Source organism: Microbulbifer maximicatervae (SeqCode), from assembly GCF_052467615.1.
This window is the reverse complement of record NZ_CP174319.1, coordinates 3,520,532-3,540,173: the sequence shown is the minus strand read 5'-3', so window position 1 is coordinate 3,540,173 and position 19,642 is coordinate 3,520,532. Positions and strand designations below refer to the sequence as shown.

Below are 19,642 nucleotides of genomic sequence, written 5' to 3'. Positions count from 1 at the left end.
CCGGATTGGTCAATCCGGTTTTGTTTGTTCTCTCTGCGCTTTTCGAAATTCGAATAATAAAAATATTTCTGGATTGTCCGCGATTGTTTATAGGTATGGCCTGTAGTTCCATCCTCATTGATTTTTGTATTATTTGAATATTATTGAGATTCAAAACTGCTGTTTGTGCAGGCTTCTTGCATGTGTGTTTATTGCCTGCCTGTGTTTTTGAAATATCAGGGATTCGCAGGGGGCTAACTTAATGTGGAGAAGATAATGAAAAAAATTATTAGTAGGTCTTTAGTTGGGGTTCTTGCACTCCCCGGCGCTGTTATGGCAGAAGAGCTGTGGATAACTATAGGTAGTGATGGTTATAAAACCTTAAAGCAAAACAGTAGCCTGGTTGCCAAGCAACCACTCGCGATTCAAGGTGAGGAACGTAACGGAGTCACTATTCTAAAAGTTAATGAAAAGAATCTTTCCGAAATATCGACTCTGATGCATATCAACCATAACCGTTGTGGCGGCTTTATGGTACATGACTCATTGGAGGAAGCAGAAGCTGCCCAGGTTTCATCGCTGACGACAATAGTGAATAACGTGATCGCTTACTCTATTGATAATGCAGATGTGGTTAACGCCCTGCAAGCAGAGATCTCAGAGTCTAATATACGGTCAACTATTCAAAGTTTGTCGAATTTTACTAATCGCTATTACACCACTTCAACCGGCGTGGATGGTGCTGAGTGGATAAGGGATGAGTGGCAGGCATTAACGAGTTCACGAAGTGATGCCTCAGTCGAACTTTATAGCCATAGTTGGGCGCAACCCTCTGTAATTTTGACTATTCAGGGGCAAACTGATCCGGATGAAATTATCGTGCTGGGGGCGCACCTGGATTCTACGGTCGGTTTTGGCACTGGTGAAGGTACGAGAGCGCCGGGGGCTGACGATGATGCGTCTGGCATAGCAACATTGACTGATGTCATTAATGCAATTGTCGCTACAGATTATAAGCCGGATAAAACGCTGGCTTTTATGGGGTACGCTGCTGAGGAAGTGGGGCTGCGGGGCTCAGATGATATTGCCAGCGATTACAAGTCACAGAATAAAAATGTGATAGGTGCCTTGCAGTTGGATATGACCAATTACTATGGCTCAAATAGTGATATCTATATTATTGGAGATTACACCAATAGTGCCCAGAATAGCTTTCTTGAGGATCTGGCCCAGACCTACCTGAGCGGCCTTACTGTTGGAACAACTTATTGTGGTTATGCGTGTTCTGATCACGCATCTTGGTATAACCAGGGTTATCCGGTTTCCTTTCCTTTTGAGGCGACTTTTAATGGCTCAAACCCTTATATCCACACTTCAAGTGATACCCTCGCTAATAGTGGTGGAGATGCCAGTCATGCGGTGAAGTTTGGAAAGCTTGCTGCTGCCTATGTCGCTGAATTGGCCAAGGGTTATATAGGGGATGATCCGGGCCCAGACCCCGATCCGGACCCCGATCCCGACCCCGGTGAGGAACAAACAGAAACCTTTAGTGGTGATGTGGGTCGAGGTTCGGAGGATCACTATGGACCTCTCAGTGTAACGCCCGGTACAGATTTTATCGCGGATATGACCGGTACTAATGATGCCGATCTATATGTCCGTTTTGGTGCGGCACCTACTTGGCGCTATTACGATTGCCGTCCCTATGAGGGAGATAGCTCTGAGAACTGTTCCTTAACCGTGCCAAGTGGTGAGAGTGAAGCCTATTTTATGGTGCGGGGCTACAGTCGCCTGGGATCGGATTATGAGGTTGACGTTACTTATACACCTCAATAGACGGTGCTGATTTCACCTATTTATTTTTTTAAGTGAATTCATTGCTGTCACTTTTGCTTCAGCCTTTCTAAAAGTCACGTTTGGCAGTTTTTGGCATTTGCTAAACGTGTACCCCCTCCTTTTAAAATAAATATCGCGACATTAATTTTTTGATTTGTTGGAAGTTGACATTTAATCGCGTAAAAGATCTACCCTAGGCGTGCACTAATTTCTGGCATGGATGCAACTTAACGGAACGTCAGTATGCCGCTTTTTTTGTTTAACCCCTGCACGGATCTAATTTGATGTGCATTGCTTTGATGAATTATCCGGTGATGTTCTGTTTGATGTTAATAATGAGAAGAGAGGGTGGTGGATATGAAGCGTTACTTGTTGAGACCTTTGTCATTGGCGGTGGCAGTTGCGATTTTTAACTCTGGTGGGTATGCGATTGCTGAGGAAAAGGAAGAGGGTGCCTCTAATACTGCTGATCGGGCAATGGAGGAAGTGATAACCACAGGTACGCGCAAAGAGGGTGTATCTCCCACCGAGACTCTTTCTCCGGTAGATGTGGTTGGCGGAGAGGACATTGCGGATCAAGCGAGCTTTGATCTTACTGAGTCCCTGGCAAAAATTGCCCCTTCATTTAATACGCAGAGATTTCCAATTGCTGATGGCACCGCTTTTATCCGCCCGGTAACTTTACGTAATTTATCCCCAGATCAAACTTTGGTACTGGTCAATGGAACTCGCCGCCATCGCTCTGCGCTGGTTAACTTGCAGCTTGCCCCCCTGGGCACAGTTAACCAGGGTGCCCAAGCCGTCGACTTTTCAGCGCTACCCTCTATGGCTATAGAGCGAGTTGAGGTTTTGCGTGATGGAGCTTCAGCACAATATGGCTCCGATGCGATTGCCGGTGTCGTTAACATTATCCTGAAGGATGATGCAGAGGGATTTAGCTTATCAGCTCAGACAGGGGAGTATTTTGAAGGGGATGGAACCCGGATGAGTATTGCCGCTAATACGGGATTTGCGCTGGGTAATGCAGGATTTATTAATGGCACCGTTGAATTTTCCCGCGCAGATAAAACCTGGCGTAGCGAAGCGCGGCCAGATGCGCAGCAGGTAGGATCAGTTGTGGGAAGTAATTTAGTACCACTGGATGGCTTGGGTCAGAGATGGGGTGATCCCGATGTTGAGTCCCTGAAGTTTTTTATTAACAGCGGCCTGGAGATCTCTGATTCGGTAGAGCTCTATGGAAACTTCGGTTATTCACAAAATGAAACAATTTCTGACTTTTTCTATCGTGGACCGGTGCTCGATCCAGAACACCAGTTTACTGCGAGAGGTACCCTGCAAGTAGACAGCCCCAATGACCCCCTTGATCCGAATAGTATCGACTACATGCCCGATCCAGCTCCCCAGTCTTTAGTGGATTCTATTTTGGCGCAAGGCCTAAACCCCTCGGATTACCTGGTAGCAGATACTTCCAGCGACAGTGGGTACGTGTTGCGGAACCCAATTTATACTCAGTTCCCCGGCGGCTACAACCCTGAATTCGGTGCAGATATTTATGATATCGCGGCTGTATTCGGGGCGCGTGGAGAGCTTGCCAATGGCCTCTCCTGGGATCTACGCGGACGTTTGGCTGAAAATGAAGTGGACTATGTCCTGAAAAATTCAATCAATCCAAGTTTGGGTATTTTGTCTCCTACTTCCTTCAAGCCGGGAACCCTCACGCAGGAAGAGTCCAGCCTCAATGCGGATTTTGTCTACCCCATTGATGTCATGGCTTTTGCTTCGCCATTGAACCTTGCATTCGGCGCTGAGTGGCGTGAAGAGACTTACTCAATTGGTAGGGGGGATGCAGCGTCCACTGAGGTAGGTCCAACTGCTGCGTATTTTGGTGTGGGTTCAGATGGTTTTCAGGGGTTCCCGATTGAAGCGCTGGGCAGTTTCAGTAGTGAGAGTATTGCAGCTTATATTGACCTTGAAGCCGATGTGACTGAGGCTCTGACTTTGGGAGCGGCTTTACGGTTAGAGGAATATGATGAGTTTGGCTCGACATCGGATTGGAAATTGTCAGCACGGTATGATGTGAATGAACAACTGGCATTTCGAGCGACGGTAAATACTGGTTTCAGGGCGCCAACACCCGGACAGGTGAATACCTTAAATGTTACTACTACGACAGACTCCAGTGGCAACCTGATACCCAATGGAACCTATCCTGTGGCTCATCCGGTAGCGTCAGCGCTCGGAGCCGTTGAGCTGGAGCCGGAGGAATCCACCAGTTTCACCTTGGGTGCGGTTTTTGCCCCACTGGACAATACCAGTGTGACAATAGATTACTACAACATCGACATCGAGGATCGCCTGGCTCTGCGCAACAATGCCATCGGAGATGACGAAGTGATTCTGTTGCAAAATGCCGGTATAGAAAATGCAGCACTACTCAACGGCAGCAATGCAAACTATTTCGTCAATGCTTATGACTCGGAAGTGTCTGGTATAGATCTGGCAGTTACCAGTGATTTCGAGATTTTTGAAAGTTTATTGGTGGTGGATTTACGCCATAATCACAATCGCCAGGAAGTTACCAGTGTTACGCCAAATACCATCAATGCCTCACGGGTATTTGACCTGGAAAACCAAGTTCCCAGTGATCGAACGACTTTAACTTTTGATCTCGATACGGGTGATTTATTTGCAGGGTACCTGCGTTTTAATCGCTATGGCAGTTGGGAATCAACAGGCGGGTTGTTTGGTGCTGGGGATGCCAGTGATACCTATAGTTATGGCAGTGAAATTCTCGTTGATATCGAAGCGACGTTTACGCTGTATGAAAATTATAAATTGTCGTTGGGGGGCGAGAATATCTTTGACGTAATGCCTGATGATGAGCAGGAGCCCACATTGCGATATCTCGGGGTACGCCATGCCCTCACATCACCATTTGGCTTTAATGGTGGTTATTGGTATTTACGTGCTAGCGCAGAGTTTTAAGCTGTATAAATAGGGGAGACTATTTAGCCTCGAGTCTTTTCCTGCTTTAACTCACAGCAGTAGCCCGGTAATTGTCCCGGGTTACTGTCTGTTCTCTTAATTGGTGAAGGGGATCTTCTCCAACGTCTAAGTGCCAGTTTTTGTGAATTCAACACGGGCATTAAAATCGGATACGATTTGAGGTTCATCAGTGAAAACCCCATCGATACCTTGAGCTGCCAACAGTATCAAATCGTTGGGGTCGTTGACGGTAAATACGTAGTTCTTAAGCCCGCGCTGTTTTGCATCGGCTATTAAATCTGCATTTATAAAATCTACGTTCGTATGTAATGAATAGGCCTTTAATGGAGCAGAGCAGGCTGCAAGATCGAGGGGAACACCGGAAACCAGCACTCCCCGCCGAACCTCAGGAGCTAATTGCAGGCACTGGTACAACTGGCGGTGATCGAAAGAGGAAACGATGTATTGCTCGTAGCTTGCACCAGTATCCTGCGTAAAGGTGTGGATTTCATCCGCGAAAAGGGCTGCACAGTTAGGCCCTTTCAGCTCGATATTGAGTTGGGCACTATTTCCCACAAGTTCCAGAACTTCCCTTAATGTAGGGACCTTATTCCCGCAAGGGAGAGGTCTCTCTTTCAGGGCATCGGGATGCATTTCAGTGATGAGTTCAGAGCCCGCGATTAGGCGTCCGAGTCGCCGGTCATGCTTGACCAGAAGCTGCCCACCAATATTCCACACATCAATTTCGATACCCCCGACGTTGAGTTCCAACGCATGCCCGATTGCTTGGAGAGTGTTTTCACTGGCTCGCTGTTGATAGCCCCGGTGGGCGAAACAGAAGAGCGTAGTTGAAGTCATGGCTTATCAGTCCATTTTCATGGTTTGCTTCAGACTGCCCTTGAATTATTACGAGGTCACTAATGCAACACCAAAGTTTCTGCCAAATACTGGTTAATTGGCATTAAAAAATTATTTTTATAGCCTTTGGGTAGTGATTAGGCTCCAAAAAGTGAGCTGCTACTCTCCAGCCAATGCACGATAACAGCCTTGATGAAAGACCAAGGGTTCACCACCAAAAGCGGCAAATTCCAGCACCTCTCCAAGCAATATTGTGTGATCTCCACCATCAATGCACTGCGCGCGGCGGCAATGGAAATAGGCTGCACACTCCTCTAGGCGAGGTATACCATTGGGGCCTTCATACCAGTTGACCTGTCCAAACTTGTCTGCCCCTCGACCAGCAAATAGGTTTGAGACATGTTGTTGGTCTGCTCGCAGGATATGCACGGCAAAGTGCTCCCGGGTGGTAAATGCTTTATAGCCCATGGACTGCTTATCGATACTCCATAGAACCAGGGCGGGGTCGAGGGAAACGGAATTAAAGCTGTTAGCCGTCATGCCGGCAGGTTGGCCATTGGTATCCTGAGTGGTAATGACAGTTACACCGGTAGCAAAGTGGCCGAGGGTGTCCCGCAGTAGCCGGCTTTGCTCGGGTGACGGGGAAATCGTACGGCTTTTCTCTGTCGTCATACTAGGGCTACTTGTACCAAAACTTTGAAGGGCCGCCATTTTAAGGCAAAAGTTAACGGTTTGCGCGCTTTACCTCGAATAGCTATTAAAATAAGTATGATTATCAGTCATTTTTTGACTGATCGTTCATAATTGGCTGGCACTCTTGGCTGAGCCTTTCCCGGAGGGCGATCGCACTACCGGTAAGGGCAAAACCTAGTAGATTGCCCTTTTTGTCGCGAAATGCGGCGCAAACCCCTGAATCTTCTTTGTTGATTTGCCAAGTCCCCTTGGTATCAGGGCTTGGTGGGCAAACGGTAGTTGGGTGCAGGGTTGTCTTTACGGCCACAGGAATAACGCCAAAGCAAACGGGAGTCAGATTTCCTGACAGAGTTTGTGCGAGACTCTTCGCACAGCTGATTAGGGGGGCGACAAAGAGTAACTGATGGCCATCTATTTCTGCGCAATCCCCCAGGGCGTAGATATCGAGATCGCTTGTTTGCAGATATCGATCTACAGCAATACCTCTTTGCACGGCTATACCGGCCATGGAGGCTAAGCCGGTGTTAGCCTCAAGTCCAAGTGCGGCGAGAACGACATCCGCTTCTATTTGCTCTCCATTACTCAGCTGGGCCCGGAAACCGGTGCTCAATTTCTCAATACGCTTTAATGATGAGCCCCCATGGAAGCGAACGCCATAGTCTTCCAGGGCTCTCTGCAGATCGCGTCCGGCGACTTCCGGCAGCAGTGTCGCCAGTGGCCATTGCTCCATATCAACCAGATCCACTGCGAAGCCGGTCTGTACCAGATCGTTGGCAAATTCACAGCCAATCAAACCAGCGCCCAGGAGTAGTATGCGCTTGCGCCCCACCACGGCAGTTCGAAAACGGTGGTAGTCTCTGAGATTATTTATGCGAAAGATATGTGATTGGGCATCCCCCTCATAGTGAGGAAGTTTGCGGCACTTGGCCCCGGTTGCCAGAACTAGCTTTCCATAGGGAATCTTGGATACATGCTCTGCACCATCCTGCTGAATCGTCAGAGTTCTGTTTTGGCGATCTATATGTATTACCCGCGTGTGAACCAGAATTTGTGCATTGAGTTCGCGAGCCATATCTTCAGCACTGGAAGTGCTGAGTTGCTGTGCAGTCTTGCCGTGAGAGAAAGAGGCTGACAGCAAAGGCTTGGAGTAAAAAGCCCCATCATCGGCGGTGATTAACAGGAGAGGAGACCGGGGGGTAAGCTTGCGAAATTCTCGCGCCAGATTATACCCGGCCAGCCCTGTGCCAATAATAATTAAAGGTGCTGAGGTTGTAGTGGATGCGTTTTGGTTGGCTGAAGGGGACGGGGCTATGGGGGCTTGGCCCACGAGGACCATATCAAATTCTTGTTTACTAACGCCGCATTGAGGGCAATTCCATTCGTCGGGAATATCCTCCCACCGAGTACCAGGAGCAATGCCATCTTGTGGACATCCCTCGGCCTCATTGTATGTCCAGCCACATACCATACACTCCCAGATCCGGAAGCCATCATTGCTAGCTAAGCTGGCTTGAGTGGTATCGGCGCCAATCTCCAGCATGGAGAAATCTTGTTTGGCTGCACCACACTCCGGGCAGTACCAGTCTTCAGGTATATCTTCCCAGCGAGTACCGGGAAGAATTCCATCCTCGGGCCAACCTTTGGACTCATCGTATATCCAGCCGCAGTTCTGGCACTGCCACTTTCTGTATGCCGACATGTTTCTCCACCAAGCAGGGTCGAGCCCGATAAATAAATACCGGGGCTTTCCCATTTATAGCGGTAAAAACGAAAGGAGTTGTGGTTGGGCGGTATTATTCCGTGCTGCGCTGGGCGATTTTGCTGAGAGCACTTTGATAAATATCAGCAATTTCCCCCGGGTGCTTGATTGAAATACCCAAATCGTGCACCAGGCCATCCTTGAGTCCATATACCCACCCATTGACGGTCAGTTCCTGGCCCCTACGCCAGGCATCGCGGACAATGGTGGTCTGGCAAACGTGTATTACCTGTTCCAGAACATTGAGTTCGCACAGTAAGTCTGTGCGTTGCTGTTGCTGGAAAAGATCTATCAAGGTGTGATGCTTATCCCTGACATCCTGAATGTGTCTCAGCCAGTTATCGATCAGGCCAAGCTGCTCGTTATTAAGTGCAGCCTGGACACCGCCGCAGCCGTAATGACCACAGACAATAATATGTTTTACTTTTAGGATTTCTACAGCGTACTGCAGTACTGAAAGGCAGTTCAGGTCTGAGTGGACTACTACATTGGCAACATTTCTGTGGACAAAAAGCTCCCCGGGTAATAGGCCGACAATTTCATTCGCGGGAACGCGACTATCAGCGCAGCCAATCCAGAGGTATTCAGGGCTCTGCTGCTCAGACAGTTTAAGGAAAAAGTCAGGCTTATCTTCGCGAGTTGCCTCTGACCAATGTTGGTTGTTCTCTATTAAATGATTAAGCGGGTGCAATGAATCTATCCTGATGTGACCGTTTGGACAATTAGTCAGCAGGATAGCGACTTTGTTCGTGCGCGCCAAGTGTATCTGGTCTAATCTAAAAAGATGACTATTGCCTAAAACCTGGTCTAAAAAGGAATCTAAGATCATGGGAAGAAAGAAAAGCGCCATTCCCAGAAGGCGGCAGAGGGTTTCCAGGCACTCGAATTCAGTGGGGCGGCATCGCTTGAGAGTGCGTCAATTGCTTGCAAGACGGACGCGTTTGCGTAGCTATTTACAGCATTTCCCAATGGATGAAAAAGCCAATATCGAGGCGGTACCGGAAAAGAAGGGTGCTGAAGTTACGGAGTAAATCCGATATTGTACCCTCTGTTGTCCACGCTGTATCAGAGATCTATAAGTGTGGTGGATAAGTTGGCTGTATAAGTGGTTAATAAATTACATTCAATAAAACCGTTGAGCTAATGGAAAAGTAAAAAGAGAATCATATGGTGTTGTCAGGTTGTAATGTAGATATTGATTTAAAAATTAGTTTGGCGAATTATGATGACTTGCATGATGCAAAAAGCATAATTGCTTTAATGGAAGAGTATGCACTTCATCCATTTGGTGGTGGTGAAGCTCTTTCTGATCATTGTCGAACAGGGTTGGTGTCGGCACTAAGTGAATTTCCTGGAGCTTTTAGTATTTTAGCATACCGAGATAATAGAGCTGTTGGTCTTATTAATTGCTTTACTGGTTTTTCCACTTTTTTATGTAAGCCTCTTATTAATATTCACGATGTTGTTGTTAGTGAATCTGCACGAGGTTTGGGCGTTTGTACGGCTATGCTGGGTTTTCTTGAGAAAGAAGCAAAAGATAGGGGATGTTGTAAGTTGACCTTGGAAGTTCTACAAAAAAATTACACTGCGCAGGCTGCTTACCGTAAGACTGGTTTTAAACCGTACGCCATGGATGAGGAGTTCGGTCAAGCCGAATTTTGGCAGCGATATCTTTAATGTTCACCTTTTCAAATTTGTAGTCATTGTATGGAGCTATCTTCCGATAAGCCGTGGCTGTGATCTGACAGCTACGGCTGACCAATACTGTTAGATATTTTATTGGTAGCTGCTGAAGTGCGATGTACCCCAATTATTAGTTCCATAGTTTGGGTCTGTAGCCCTAAGATTTTACTGATTGATAATATTAAAAATAATGTCCATACAAACGGTGGTAGCAGTAGATACACAGAAGCTTTATGGAAGGGAATGTTTCTTGAGGTTTTGGGTGTTTTAAGAGTCCTAAATGCCAATATCATATTTCTTGACTTCGGTGACGCTAGTGCGTGAAAGCTGGTAGGAGAAAGCGACATTTATAGGGATCTAATGGTTGTATTCCAGTAACATCATGGATACCTAAAGATATTGTCTCCGTATCTCTTCTAAGAGAATTAGTAGTTAAATTAGCGATCCTCTATTCAAACAAATTTCTGACATGCCGTTGCGCCGACTTTTACTCGCTATGAAAGCCATTCACTTTGCTGTACCTGCAAGTTACTGGTTTCGATGAGTGATATGGCTAATGATAAAATTAGAGGGTTTTCTCTTTGGTCATGCTCAAGAATTAAAGGCTACCAAATATATTTGGCTCATTCCCCCGGAAATCCTGTGCTGCCAGTTGGAATTTTGTGTTTATGTTACGTGGGAAAAATTATTTGATGTTTATTGCGCCAGCTTGACGTTATTCCGCTTAAATAGCTTAAGTTTCTTTTAGGTGAATGAGAATAAAAGAAGAGGCTGTAAGTACTTTTGTAGATATAGGTTTTCCGATAATTGATAGTTGGTTCTAGGTCAGGAGTTACCTGGAATTTTGACGAGCCTAATTTCTGGATACCTTAAATGAACCTCACCAATGCTTTATATAAAACGTTCACTCTATTGGTGCATCCGGCTGGAAAATTCTTCAACTACTTCAGGTTAAGTCATTCACTTTGGGGGTGTTTCAGCTGTTTCATAGTTTTCTCCTATTTTTAAATCCTTGTGTTAGTCACTGTCTCCATAGTGTTTGGCTAAAGGAGGCGTAAAAAACGAGGTTAGCCTCCCTCCATGTGCAATACTTTTTGGGTACTGGACCGCCGGTCTGATGTACAGCGAGCAAGGAGGGAACCTGCGATGCGTTTAAATTCAACTTTGGCTCAGGGTCGCTATCACTACAGTTGTGATGGCAGGGAAATGCCTGTGCAAGATAGTTGGCAGTTAGGGAATGATGAGCAGGGGCGACGCTCGCTTGTCAGTCGGCGCTTAGTCGGGGACCAGGGGTTTGGTATCGAAGTATTTGCTCTTTTGGAAGGGGGGCTAGTGAGTGAGTGTGTTGTGCATTGGCGAGATGAAGTTGATGAGGTGAGCGCCCACTACAAGTTAATTCCAGAAGAGGGAAAGAGTCCTGCGATAGGTGATGATATTCAAGCCAGCTGGACAGGCCCCAATGGCCCTCAGCAACTCAATATCGAAGGGGAAGAGCGGCTATTGTTTCCACTGATGCGGGTTTTTATGGGGCCTGTCCTGTCGAGGTTGGTACAACATGAAAATGGCCTGGAAGTTGTATCCCCTGATATCGTCGATCCATCTCAGCGGGGTAAGTTGCTCTCTCCTAGGGTGAGTCATCGCACGGCAAGATCAATGGCGGGGGATGTTTCGAGCCAGAAGGCTCAGGAACTGGGTTCCGATATAATTGCTTACATTTACCAGGGTGATGAAGCTGAAAGAGATGCCCATTGCTATGTTGATAGTCGGAGCCTGTTAGTGGGGTACGATTGGCCATCTAGTACTGGTCGCCTGTGGCAGGTTCGGCTGAGGGACTTGGAGTGGTCGTCGAGCTTAAAAGGACTACTTTAGTCCAGCTTGAGGAAACTTTATAACGATTATTGGTCACACAAATAGTCTTAAATGAAGATTGCTGTTTCTATACCTGTCATTATTTAGTTTTTTGTTCTATCTAAGCTGAAATAAGGGCTTCTCTAGCCTGATTGGCTGTCTTGTCACGATAATCGCAAAATTATGTAGTGGGACTTGTAATCCTCTCCAGTGTAAGCTTGCATCACGATTGCAATAAATGACTGGGGGAAAGCGTTTTGTCCTACTATCGAAGAAGGGTTTTTGCCGGGCTCACATTACTTTCTTCTGTTGGGTTAGTTGCACAGTTGCCAACAGCTTTAGCTGAAGAGGCGCCAGAATCAACTTTTTCTATGGATGCGGGAGAAAACCTGCAGACCCACCATAAGCGCTGCTTGAACGAGCAAATTCTTGTTTCGGATGCCGATGTCACGATAAGGGAAATCCGACGTATCTGCGCTGAAAGAGTTAGAGCTGAACTGACTCTTGAAGAGGATCCGGTGATAGCGGACTTTATTGTCGACGAGTATGAGGAAGACCTTCCTACAGATGAAGTATTGTTAGGGGGGAGGGCTCAGGCTATCAGGGATGCTGCCAATAACCCTTTTACTTTAGCTTCCCATAAAACTAACTACGTGCTGCCAATGGTCTACAATCCAGCCCCTGAAGAGGGAGGGCTGGCAGACATTGAAGGCCTAGCTGAGGCAGAAGAGTTGGATAACGTCGAAGTTCAATTCCAGCTTTCTGTGCAGGTGCCTATTTGGCGGGGTTTTTTGGGGCAGGCTTCTGTACTGAGTGTCGCCTATACAAATCGCAGCTTTTGGCAGGCGTACAACTCCGATGACTCCGCTCCCTTCCGTGAGACAAACCACGAGCCGGAATTGATTCTGAGTTGGCTCAATGACTGGAGCCTATTTGGTTGGAATAATGTGGCTAACCAGGTAGCGATTAACCACCAGTCAAATGGGCGCAGTGAACCCTATTCCCGTAGCTGGAATAGAATATATGCGAATTTCATTTTTGAGCGGGATAATTATTCAATCAGCCTAAAGCCCTGGTACAGGGTTCCTGAAGATAAGGATGATGATGATAATCCGGATATCGAGCACTACCTGGGGCATTTTGAACTAGGTGGGCGATACCGCGATGGAGATCACACGGTTTCACTGATGTTACGTAACAATTTGCGCTCAGATAATCGTGGTGCAGTGGAGCTGACTTGGGGCTTCCCTCTCGGGAAACGCGTCGATGGATATATCCGCTATTTCAATGGTTACGGCGAGAGCCTCCTTGATTATGATGAATCAGTGCAAACTTTAGGATTTGGATTTGTATTAGCCCAGGGGTTTTAACCTTAACGACGAGGGCGTACTCTCAATGAATAGGCTCTCGTTTTTCCCTTCTTAACCTGACTTGTTATCAGGGTTTGTTCATGGCCTTTGATGATAGTTACCGCTTGAGTGCCCATGCGGTAATCACGAATACTGGCGGAGAAGTACTACAGCTGAAAGCGACTTATGCTGAGCGTAGCTGGGGCTTGCCTGGCGGAGCATTAGACCCGGGTGAAACTGCCCATGAGGCATTGGTGCGGGAGTGCCATGAGGAACTTGGACGAGAAGTTCGAATAGAGTATCTCAGTGGCATCTACTACCACAACGCTTTCAATTCACATGTTTTTATTTTTCGAGCCCATTTCATTAAAGAGGGTGACTATATTCTCTCTGATGAACATTCCCAATGGGCTTACTTTCCGCTTCACCAATTATCCCAGGTACAGCGTCACAGGGTCGAGGATTGCCTCACGTTTAATGGTATTGTGCGTAGCGCAAAGTTCTAACTTTATTATCTTCCTTGGCAATAGATCTGGTATGCCTGGGTACATTTGGCGAAAATCGCCAAATGCAATGTAGTCGCAGAATTCCCCTCCCTCCTACATTAGTATTTGCCCCCTGGTGTTTATTGCCCTGGAATTCCAGAGCCACCGCAACTCGCGGGGGCCTTATAAAAGTTAATAAAATCAAATAGTTGAATAATTGATACAGCAAGTTGTACTCACCTGCAAGCTATGCTGATGGATAAGAATTATGGGTTTGGAATTGAAGATGCCTGAGTTGGGCAACCTAAACGAAAACAGCCTTGAATTAGAGTGCCGGGTCGCTCTGGTCAGTTCTGATAGCAAATTGGCCAATGAGTGGATTACCGCTCTCAATAATACGGCAGCAGTACACGACAATCCTTTTGGCCTTCATTTTGAAGCCGTAACGCCTGCAGATGCTGAAAGGTTGGCAAAAGAAGAGGATTCCCTGCAAGCGGTCATTGTCGATGGTGGCAGTGACGGGCAGGGGCTGGATGCTGCAGATGACCTCGCTGACCGAATTCACGCTTTGCGTTCCCAGCTTAATATCTTCCTCGTAGCCCACAGTGGTTTTGCTGGAACAACCTCCAAGCCGGGCAAATCCGGTTCAAAATCCCTGGCAAATTTGCGTCGCCGCTTCGATGAGTTGTTCGACCGCCGTGAGGGCAATTTCAACCATATGTTCCGCCTGGTGCAGGCGTTTATTGCTCGAAGAGCTTCGACTCCTTTTGCCGACACCCTGAAAGAATACGTATTCTCAGCTCGGGATGCGTGGCATACACCTGGCCATTCTGGTGGTGACAGTTTGCGCAATAGTCCCTGGGTGGGGGATTTTTATCGCTTTATGGGTGAACATATCTTCAATACAGATTTGTCTGTATCTGTTCAAGTTTTAGATAGTTTACTCGAGCCCCACTCGGTTATTCAGGAGGCGCAGGATCTAGCGGCTCAGGCTTTTGGAGCTCGCCATACCTTTTTCCTGACCAACGGCACTTCTACCGCGAATAAAGTGGTTATTCAGCAAATTCTTGGCGGTGGCGGAAAAATTATCGTTGACCAAGCGTGTCACAAATCAGTTCACCATGCGATTGTGATGAATCGCTGTGAGCCGGTTTACCTGAAGTCTGTACTGCATCCAGAATTTGGAATTTACGGGCCGGTAAAGCTTTCGGATATTGAAGCTGCCCTGGATGAGCACAGTGATGCGCGCCTATTGGTAATTACCTCCTGCACCTATGATGGGTTGCGTTACGACCTTAAGCCAATTATCGACTACGCCCATGAGCGTGGAGTGAAAGTGCTGGTGGATGAAGCCTGGTTTGCCCATGGTTTCTTCCATCCCGAGTTACGGCCCACAGCACTGGAGTGTGGGGCAGATTATGTGACCCAAAGCACCCACAAAATGCTGTCGGCCTTTTCCCAGGCCAGTATGATCCACGTGCAAGACCCGGACTTTGATGAATTCCGTTTTCGCGAAAACCTGAATATGCACGCCTCTACCAGTCCTCAGTACGCAATGATTGCGAGCCTAGATGTGGCGCGTAAACAAATGGCGATGGAGGGGTATAGTCGTTTGAAGCAATGTCTAAAGATGGTGGAAGTTTTACGTAATGCCGTCAATGAGACAGGTGTGTTCCGCGCGCTAACACGTGATGACTTAATTGCTGACCCACTTGCCAGTGATAACATTCGCCTTGATCCCACCAAGGTGACTATTGATATTTCCAAGAGTGGTTACTCTGGCAATGAAATGCAGATTAAATTGTTTGATCAGTATGGCATCCAGGTGGAAAAGACCACCTACAATACCATTACTGTACTTGTAACCCTCGGTAGTACAGAGAGCAAATTACTTCGCTTGATTCATGCTCTTAAGCAATTGGCAGGAAATACTCACAAGCGTATTCATATCGGGTCGCCGAGGCGTTTGCCAGAATTTACCCGTTTTACATGTCTACCGGCAGATGCTTATTTTTCGGAAGCAGAAGAATTGCCGCTGATGGATAATGGCACAGAAGCTATTGAGAACCTGGTTGGTCGGACCAGTGCAGATGAAATTGTTCCCTATCCGCCAGGTATTCCGGTCCTTGTGCCGGGACAGGAAATTTCAGCCCAGATAGTGCAGTTTTTACAGCAGCTACTTCAGGGGCAGAATACGACAGAAATTCACGGTCTTATTTTCCGCTCTGATGAGCCGATGCTAAGGGTCGTTAAGGAAGCCTCCAAGGGCAAAGCTGAGAAAGTGCAGTCTTCTGGAGAGAAAAAGAAAGGAAAATAGTAAAACTCCATAATCCGGCATGGAGGCCGGTATGCTCGAAAGTCCACAATCTGTGTTGATAGCCGGTGCTTCCGGTGGCATAGCGCAGGCTATTGGCGCCGAAATTATTCGGCGCTATCCTCAAGTTACATTATTGACCTTGAGTCGAATCACAGTTGATATGATTCCTGGCCATGTCGGTGAGCGACACCATTTATCCGTTTGTTTAGAGCAAGCCGAGTCCATCGATATTGTTGAAAATTTTTTGGCCGAACACTCTGAGCCACCAAGTTGGGTAATCAACTGTTGTGGCATTTTACATGATGAGTTCCACGGACCGGAGAAGTCCCTATCGCAATGTGATGATCACTGGTTATTGCAGTCGATTCAGGTCAACGTACTTTCCCATTTACATTTAGCGCGCGCACTGGATGGATTCTTGAAGCGTAGACGCCCTTTGTTGTGGGCATCGCTTTCGGCAAAGGTGGGAAGTATCACGGATAACCAGCTCGGTGGCTGGTACAGCTACCGGTGTAGTAAGGCCGCATTAAATATGCTGGTTAAGAATCTGTCTATTGAGTGGGCGCGGAAACTGGAGGAAAGTTGTGTGGTAGCGATTCACCCAGGTACAACAGATACTTCACTATCCAAACCTTTTCAGTCTAATTTGCCCCCAGATAAACTCTACACCCCTGAATTAAGCGCGAATCGTATTGTAGATGTCTTGAGTCAACTGGCATCGGCAGACACCGGAAAATTACTGTCATGGGATGGAAGTTTTATACCCTGGTAGCGATCAGCGTGAAATAGGCGCGATAGTAGCTGTTATCGTATCTTAAGTTATAAGAGGGTTTCCCCGCTCCAGAATAGTGGCGATATCAATCCCAGTGGGTAGGCTTCCAGTATTGTGTGTGCCGTTAATCCCTATTCTTGATTTGATAAAGGCGTCAGTTACACAAGGGTTACTCCCCTGTAGCAGAAGGTGCGCCTGCATGGTCAGGGCCATTTGGTCAATAATATGACGGGCACGGTATTCAAATTGATTTAGGTCGGAAAGATCGTTTCTTAACTTGTCGACTGCCGTATCAAATTGTGTGTTTATGCCTCGGCTAATGTTTAACTCATCAAACCAGTGGCTAATTACTGCAGGGGTTTTAGTGATGGCACGTAACACGTCCATCGCTTGAATATTCCCTGAGCCTTCCCAGATTGCATTTATCGGAGCATCTCGGTACAGCCGTGCCGTAATAAAGTTTTCAATAGCTCCATTGCCTCCCAGGCACTCCATAGCCTCATAGGCGTGATGGGGACTGCGTTTGCATATCCAGTATTTTCCCACCGCGGCCCCGAGTCTGAGTAGCATCTTTTCGTGTTCGCTGCCCTCTTGATCCATTGCTCTGGCTATGCGCATGGTAAAGGCAATTGAGCCTTCCACCTCCAATTGCAGGTCGGCAAGCACATTTTGCATCAGTGGCTGATCAATCAGCTTTTTGCCAAATGCTTTACGCTCACTAGCGTTGTATATTGCCTGGATAACAGCTTGCCGCTGCCCTGCAGATGAACCCATCATGCAATCAAACCGTGTAATCGCTACCATCTTGATGATGGCGCTGACTCCACGCCCTTCCTCGCCGATTAGCCAGCCCAATGCGCCGCGTATCTCAACTTCTGAAGATGCATTGGAAACATTGCCACACTTTGTCTTCAGGCGTTGAATCTCCAGCTGGTTCTTCGATCCATCCGGCCTCCATCTTGGAACCAAGAAGCAGGATAAGCCGCCGGGCGTCTGGGCAAGAATTAAAAAGGCATCGCACATAGGGGCGGACATAAACCATTTGTGCCCTAATAATTCATAGGTTCCATCGGCGAGGGGAATTGCAGCGGTGGTATTTGCCCTGACATCTGAGCCCCCTTGTTTTTCGGTCATGCCCATACCGATCGTCAATGAATTTTTCTCAAAATATGGGCGATTACTTCCATCGTAAGTGCGGCTGGTTATTTTGGGTATCCATTCGATGGCGATTTCAGAGTTTAGCTCGATAGTGGGCACTGAGGCGAAGGTCATAGTGATAGGACACCCGTGACCGGCTTCAAGCTGAGTGTGCAAGTAATTTTTTGCAGCTCTGGCCACGTGGGCACCCGCGCGTGGGTCGGTCCAGGGAGAGCTGTGTAAACCTTCTGAAAGTGCCAGCTGCATTAGCTGGTGATAAGAGGGGTGGTATCGAACCAAATCAATGCGGTGGCCAGAACGATCGTGACTTTCGAAGATAGGTTTAAATTCATTAGCGGCATAACCCCGCTCAATCATTTCTGGCCTGCCACATACCTCCCCATACCGCTCCAGGTCATCTTCAGCCCAATGGGCCCCATTAATATGTACGGCTTCCTTTAACGCTTGATCAGCAATATAGAGGTTATGACCAGAAAGCGGGCTGGGCTGGTTGGCAACCTGATAGTTGGTTTTGCAATCTGATGTGTGGATCTCACTGTTCATAACTTCACCCTGGAGGATGTAGATTTCTATTTGATGCTGCAATTTAACTTGTACGGTTTTGCCAATTCCCCTAGGGGAATAGTTCAGGCATAGCCGAATATGAGCATAAAACAAGCTTTTCCTGATTACTATTTAAGCTGTTTAATTTTAAGTCGTGATTTTGCCGTTTTTATTTGCAGGGTCTGATCCTATGAATTCTCAGGTGATTTTACTCGATCAAATATGGCTTAAAAGTAATGAGGTGAAATTTATATTTTATTGCTATCGAATACCGTTTTGTCAGTCTGTCTCTGATGAGGCTCGAATCATCTTGTGTTTGTCGTCTTATTGTTGGTAGCAATTTTTTTTATCTTAAATTAGTCAAAATAAATTTATTAATAATGTGGACCAGTACAAAAAAATTGATATTTATAGGGTTCTATTGCCGATAGAAAATCTATACCAAAGCATGTTGATTTTTCTTTTTAGTTTACTGATCCATGATACCTTTGTATTACAAAATGGTATTAGAGAACCAAGTTGGCACACTTAAGATTGAATTTTTGATATCTAGATCACTACCGGTTGCAGTTAATGAGTTGATCGAATAGATTTAGCTCACAGCGTAAGATGAGCGCGGAAAATTGATAAAAAATAGTTAGGCTGGTAACAGGCTGAAACATAAAAGGACTGCACATTGGGGGAACCCAGATGAATTTGCATAAGGATTATGCACCACTAAAGGTTGTTAGCCCTAAGTCAGAAAAAACAGGGATTACAGTTGCCTTTTTAACCGCATGCGTCAATCTTCAATCCTCAATATTTGCCGGGCGAATTGAAGATGAATTTAAGACTACCTGCGCTATCCTTCAGCGCTCGACACTTTCATCCCTAAGTGGTATTAAGGCCGAATACCTTCTTCTTGATTGTGCCGATGTATCCTCTTCAGATCTCGAGAATCTTTTGAGGGAGATACACTCCCTGCCCACACCTCCTAACATAGTATTGATCAATGTCGATCAGAAGGCCGATATTGATTTTGTTCTGCATTGGGAAAAAGTTCTGGGATTAATACCCTCCGAATGCGAAGCAAAAGTCATTATGGAGAGGTTGGGTAGGATATTCTCGGGAGAATACTGGTTTCCAAGAGATGTTCTCCATAATTTTCTCAGGCAACACAGAAAGCCGAAAAAGTGGTGCGATAAGGCTTCAAACCTCACGCAGCGAGAACGGCAAATTTTACAGTTGATCTGTGACTGTAATACCAATGCCAATATAGCCGAAACATTATGTGTAAGTGAGCATACCGTTAAAAGTCATTTGTATAAAATCTATAGAAAAATAGGCTGTAAGAATCGGTTAGAAGCAAGTAGTTGGGCCAGTCAAAACTTGTAATAC

General features: G+C 46.6%; 15 protein-coding genes. 10 read left to right on the top strand and 5 right to left on the bottom strand.

Going from position 1 to position 19,642, the window contains the following annotated elements:
• Nucleotides 1-255: 255 nt before the first annotated feature.
• Complete coding sequence (locus ACJJIM_RS15680) at nucleotides 256-1,815, top strand: M28 family peptidase (RefSeq protein ID WP_413663133.1); 1,560 nt, start codon at nucleotides 256-258, stop codon at nucleotides 1,813-1,815.
• Nucleotides 1,816-2,172: 357 nt separating this feature from the next.
• The gene (locus ACJJIM_RS15675; protein ID WP_444911412.1) at nucleotides 2,173-4,800 is read left to right on the top strand and encodes a TonB-dependent receptor plug domain-containing protein; all 2,628 of its coding nucleotides are present in this window, start codon (nucleotides 2,173-2,175) and stop codon (nucleotides 4,798-4,800) included.
• 126 nt (nucleotides 4,801-4,926) lie between these two features.
• Here ACJJIM_RS15675 and ACJJIM_RS15670 read toward each other — a convergent pair whose 3' ends face one another.
• From ACJJIM_RS15670 to can, 4 genes are all read right to left on the bottom strand, one after another.
• Entirely contained in the window at nucleotides 4,927-5,658 is a 732-nt protein-coding gene (locus tag ACJJIM_RS15670) for a glycerophosphodiester phosphodiesterase (RefSeq protein ID WP_413663131.1), read from the bottom strand.
• Between the two features lie 159 nt (nucleotides 5,659-5,817).
• Nucleotides 5,818-6,330 carry a flavin reductase family protein gene (locus tag ACJJIM_RS15665; RefSeq protein WP_413663130.1) on the bottom strand — a complete coding sequence of 171 codons (513 nt, stop codon included), beginning with the start codon at nucleotides 6,328-6,330 and terminating at the stop codon, nucleotides 5,818-5,820.
• A 103-nt stretch (nucleotides 6,331-6,433) separates the two neighbouring features.
• Nucleotides 6,434-8,050 carry an FAD-dependent oxidoreductase gene (locus ACJJIM_RS15660; RefSeq protein ID WP_444911411.1) on the bottom strand — a complete coding sequence of 539 codons (1,617 nt, stop codon included), beginning with the start codon at nucleotides 8,048-8,050 and terminating at the stop codon, nucleotides 6,434-6,436.
• 94 nt (nucleotides 8,051-8,144) lie between these two features.
• A complete protein-coding gene (gene can, locus ACJJIM_RS15655; protein WP_413663129.1) occupies nucleotides 8,145-8,801 on the bottom strand; it encodes a carbonate dehydratase in 657 nt (218 codons plus the stop codon).
• 136 nt (nucleotides 8,802-8,937) lie between these two features.
• Here can and ACJJIM_RS15650 point away from each other — a divergent pair, with 136 nt between their 5' ends.
• From ACJJIM_RS15650 to ACJJIM_RS15620, 7 genes are all read left to right on the top strand, one after another.
• Complete coding sequence (locus ACJJIM_RS15650; RefSeq protein ID WP_413663128.1) at nucleotides 8,938-9,141, top strand: hypothetical protein; 204 nt, start codon at nucleotides 8,938-8,940, stop codon at nucleotides 9,139-9,141.
• A 136-nt stretch (nucleotides 9,142-9,277) separates the two neighbouring features.
• Nucleotides 9,278-9,787, top strand: coding sequence for a GNAT family N-acetyltransferase (locus tag ACJJIM_RS15645; RefSeq protein ID WP_413663127.1), 510 nt, complete (start codon nucleotides 9,278-9,280; stop codon nucleotides 9,785-9,787).
• 1,152 nt (nucleotides 9,788-10,939) lie between these two features.
• Nucleotides 10,940-11,662, top strand: coding sequence for a hypothetical protein (locus ACJJIM_RS15640; protein ID WP_413663126.1), 723 nt, complete (start codon nucleotides 10,940-10,942; stop codon nucleotides 11,660-11,662).
• A 236-nt stretch (nucleotides 11,663-11,898) separates the two neighbouring features.
• Complete coding sequence (locus ACJJIM_RS15635; protein WP_413663125.1) at nucleotides 11,899-13,011, top strand: phospholipase A; 1,113 nt, start codon at nucleotides 11,899-11,901, stop codon at nucleotides 13,009-13,011.
• Nucleotides 13,012-13,091: 80 nt separating this feature from the next.
• Nucleotides 13,092-13,496: an NUDIX hydrolase gene (locus ACJJIM_RS15630; protein WP_413663124.1), complete on the top strand. Its 405-nt coding sequence runs from the start codon at nucleotides 13,092-13,094 to the stop codon at nucleotides 13,494-13,496.
• Between the two features lie 247 nt (nucleotides 13,497-13,743).
• A complete protein-coding gene (locus ACJJIM_RS15625) occupies nucleotides 13,744-15,792 on the top strand; it encodes an aminotransferase class I/II-fold pyridoxal phosphate-dependent enzyme (protein WP_413663123.1) in 2,049 nt (682 codons plus the stop codon).
• A gap of 31 nt (nucleotides 15,793-15,823) precedes the next feature.
• Nucleotides 15,824-16,564, top strand: a complete 741-nt coding sequence (locus ACJJIM_RS15620; protein WP_413663122.1) for an SDR family NAD(P)-dependent oxidoreductase — start codon at nucleotides 15,824-15,826, stop codon at nucleotides 16,562-16,564.
• Between the two features lie 42 nt (nucleotides 16,565-16,606).
• On the opposite strand, the gene ACJJIM_RS15615 is transcribed toward ACJJIM_RS15620, so the two are convergent.
• Nucleotides 16,607-18,265: an acyl-CoA dehydrogenase family protein gene (locus ACJJIM_RS15615; protein WP_413663121.1), complete on the bottom strand. Its 1,659-nt coding sequence runs from the start codon at nucleotides 18,263-18,265 to the stop codon at nucleotides 16,607-16,609.
• Nucleotides 18,266-18,955: 690 nt separating this feature from the next.
• On the opposite strand from ACJJIM_RS15615, the gene ACJJIM_RS15610 reads away from it, so the two are divergent.
• On the top strand, nucleotides 18,956-19,639 hold the full coding sequence (locus ACJJIM_RS15610) for a helix-turn-helix transcriptional regulator (protein ID WP_413663120.1): 684 nt from the start codon (nucleotides 18,956-18,958) through the stop codon (nucleotides 19,637-19,639).
• Nucleotides 19,640-19,642 lie beyond the last annotated feature (3 nt).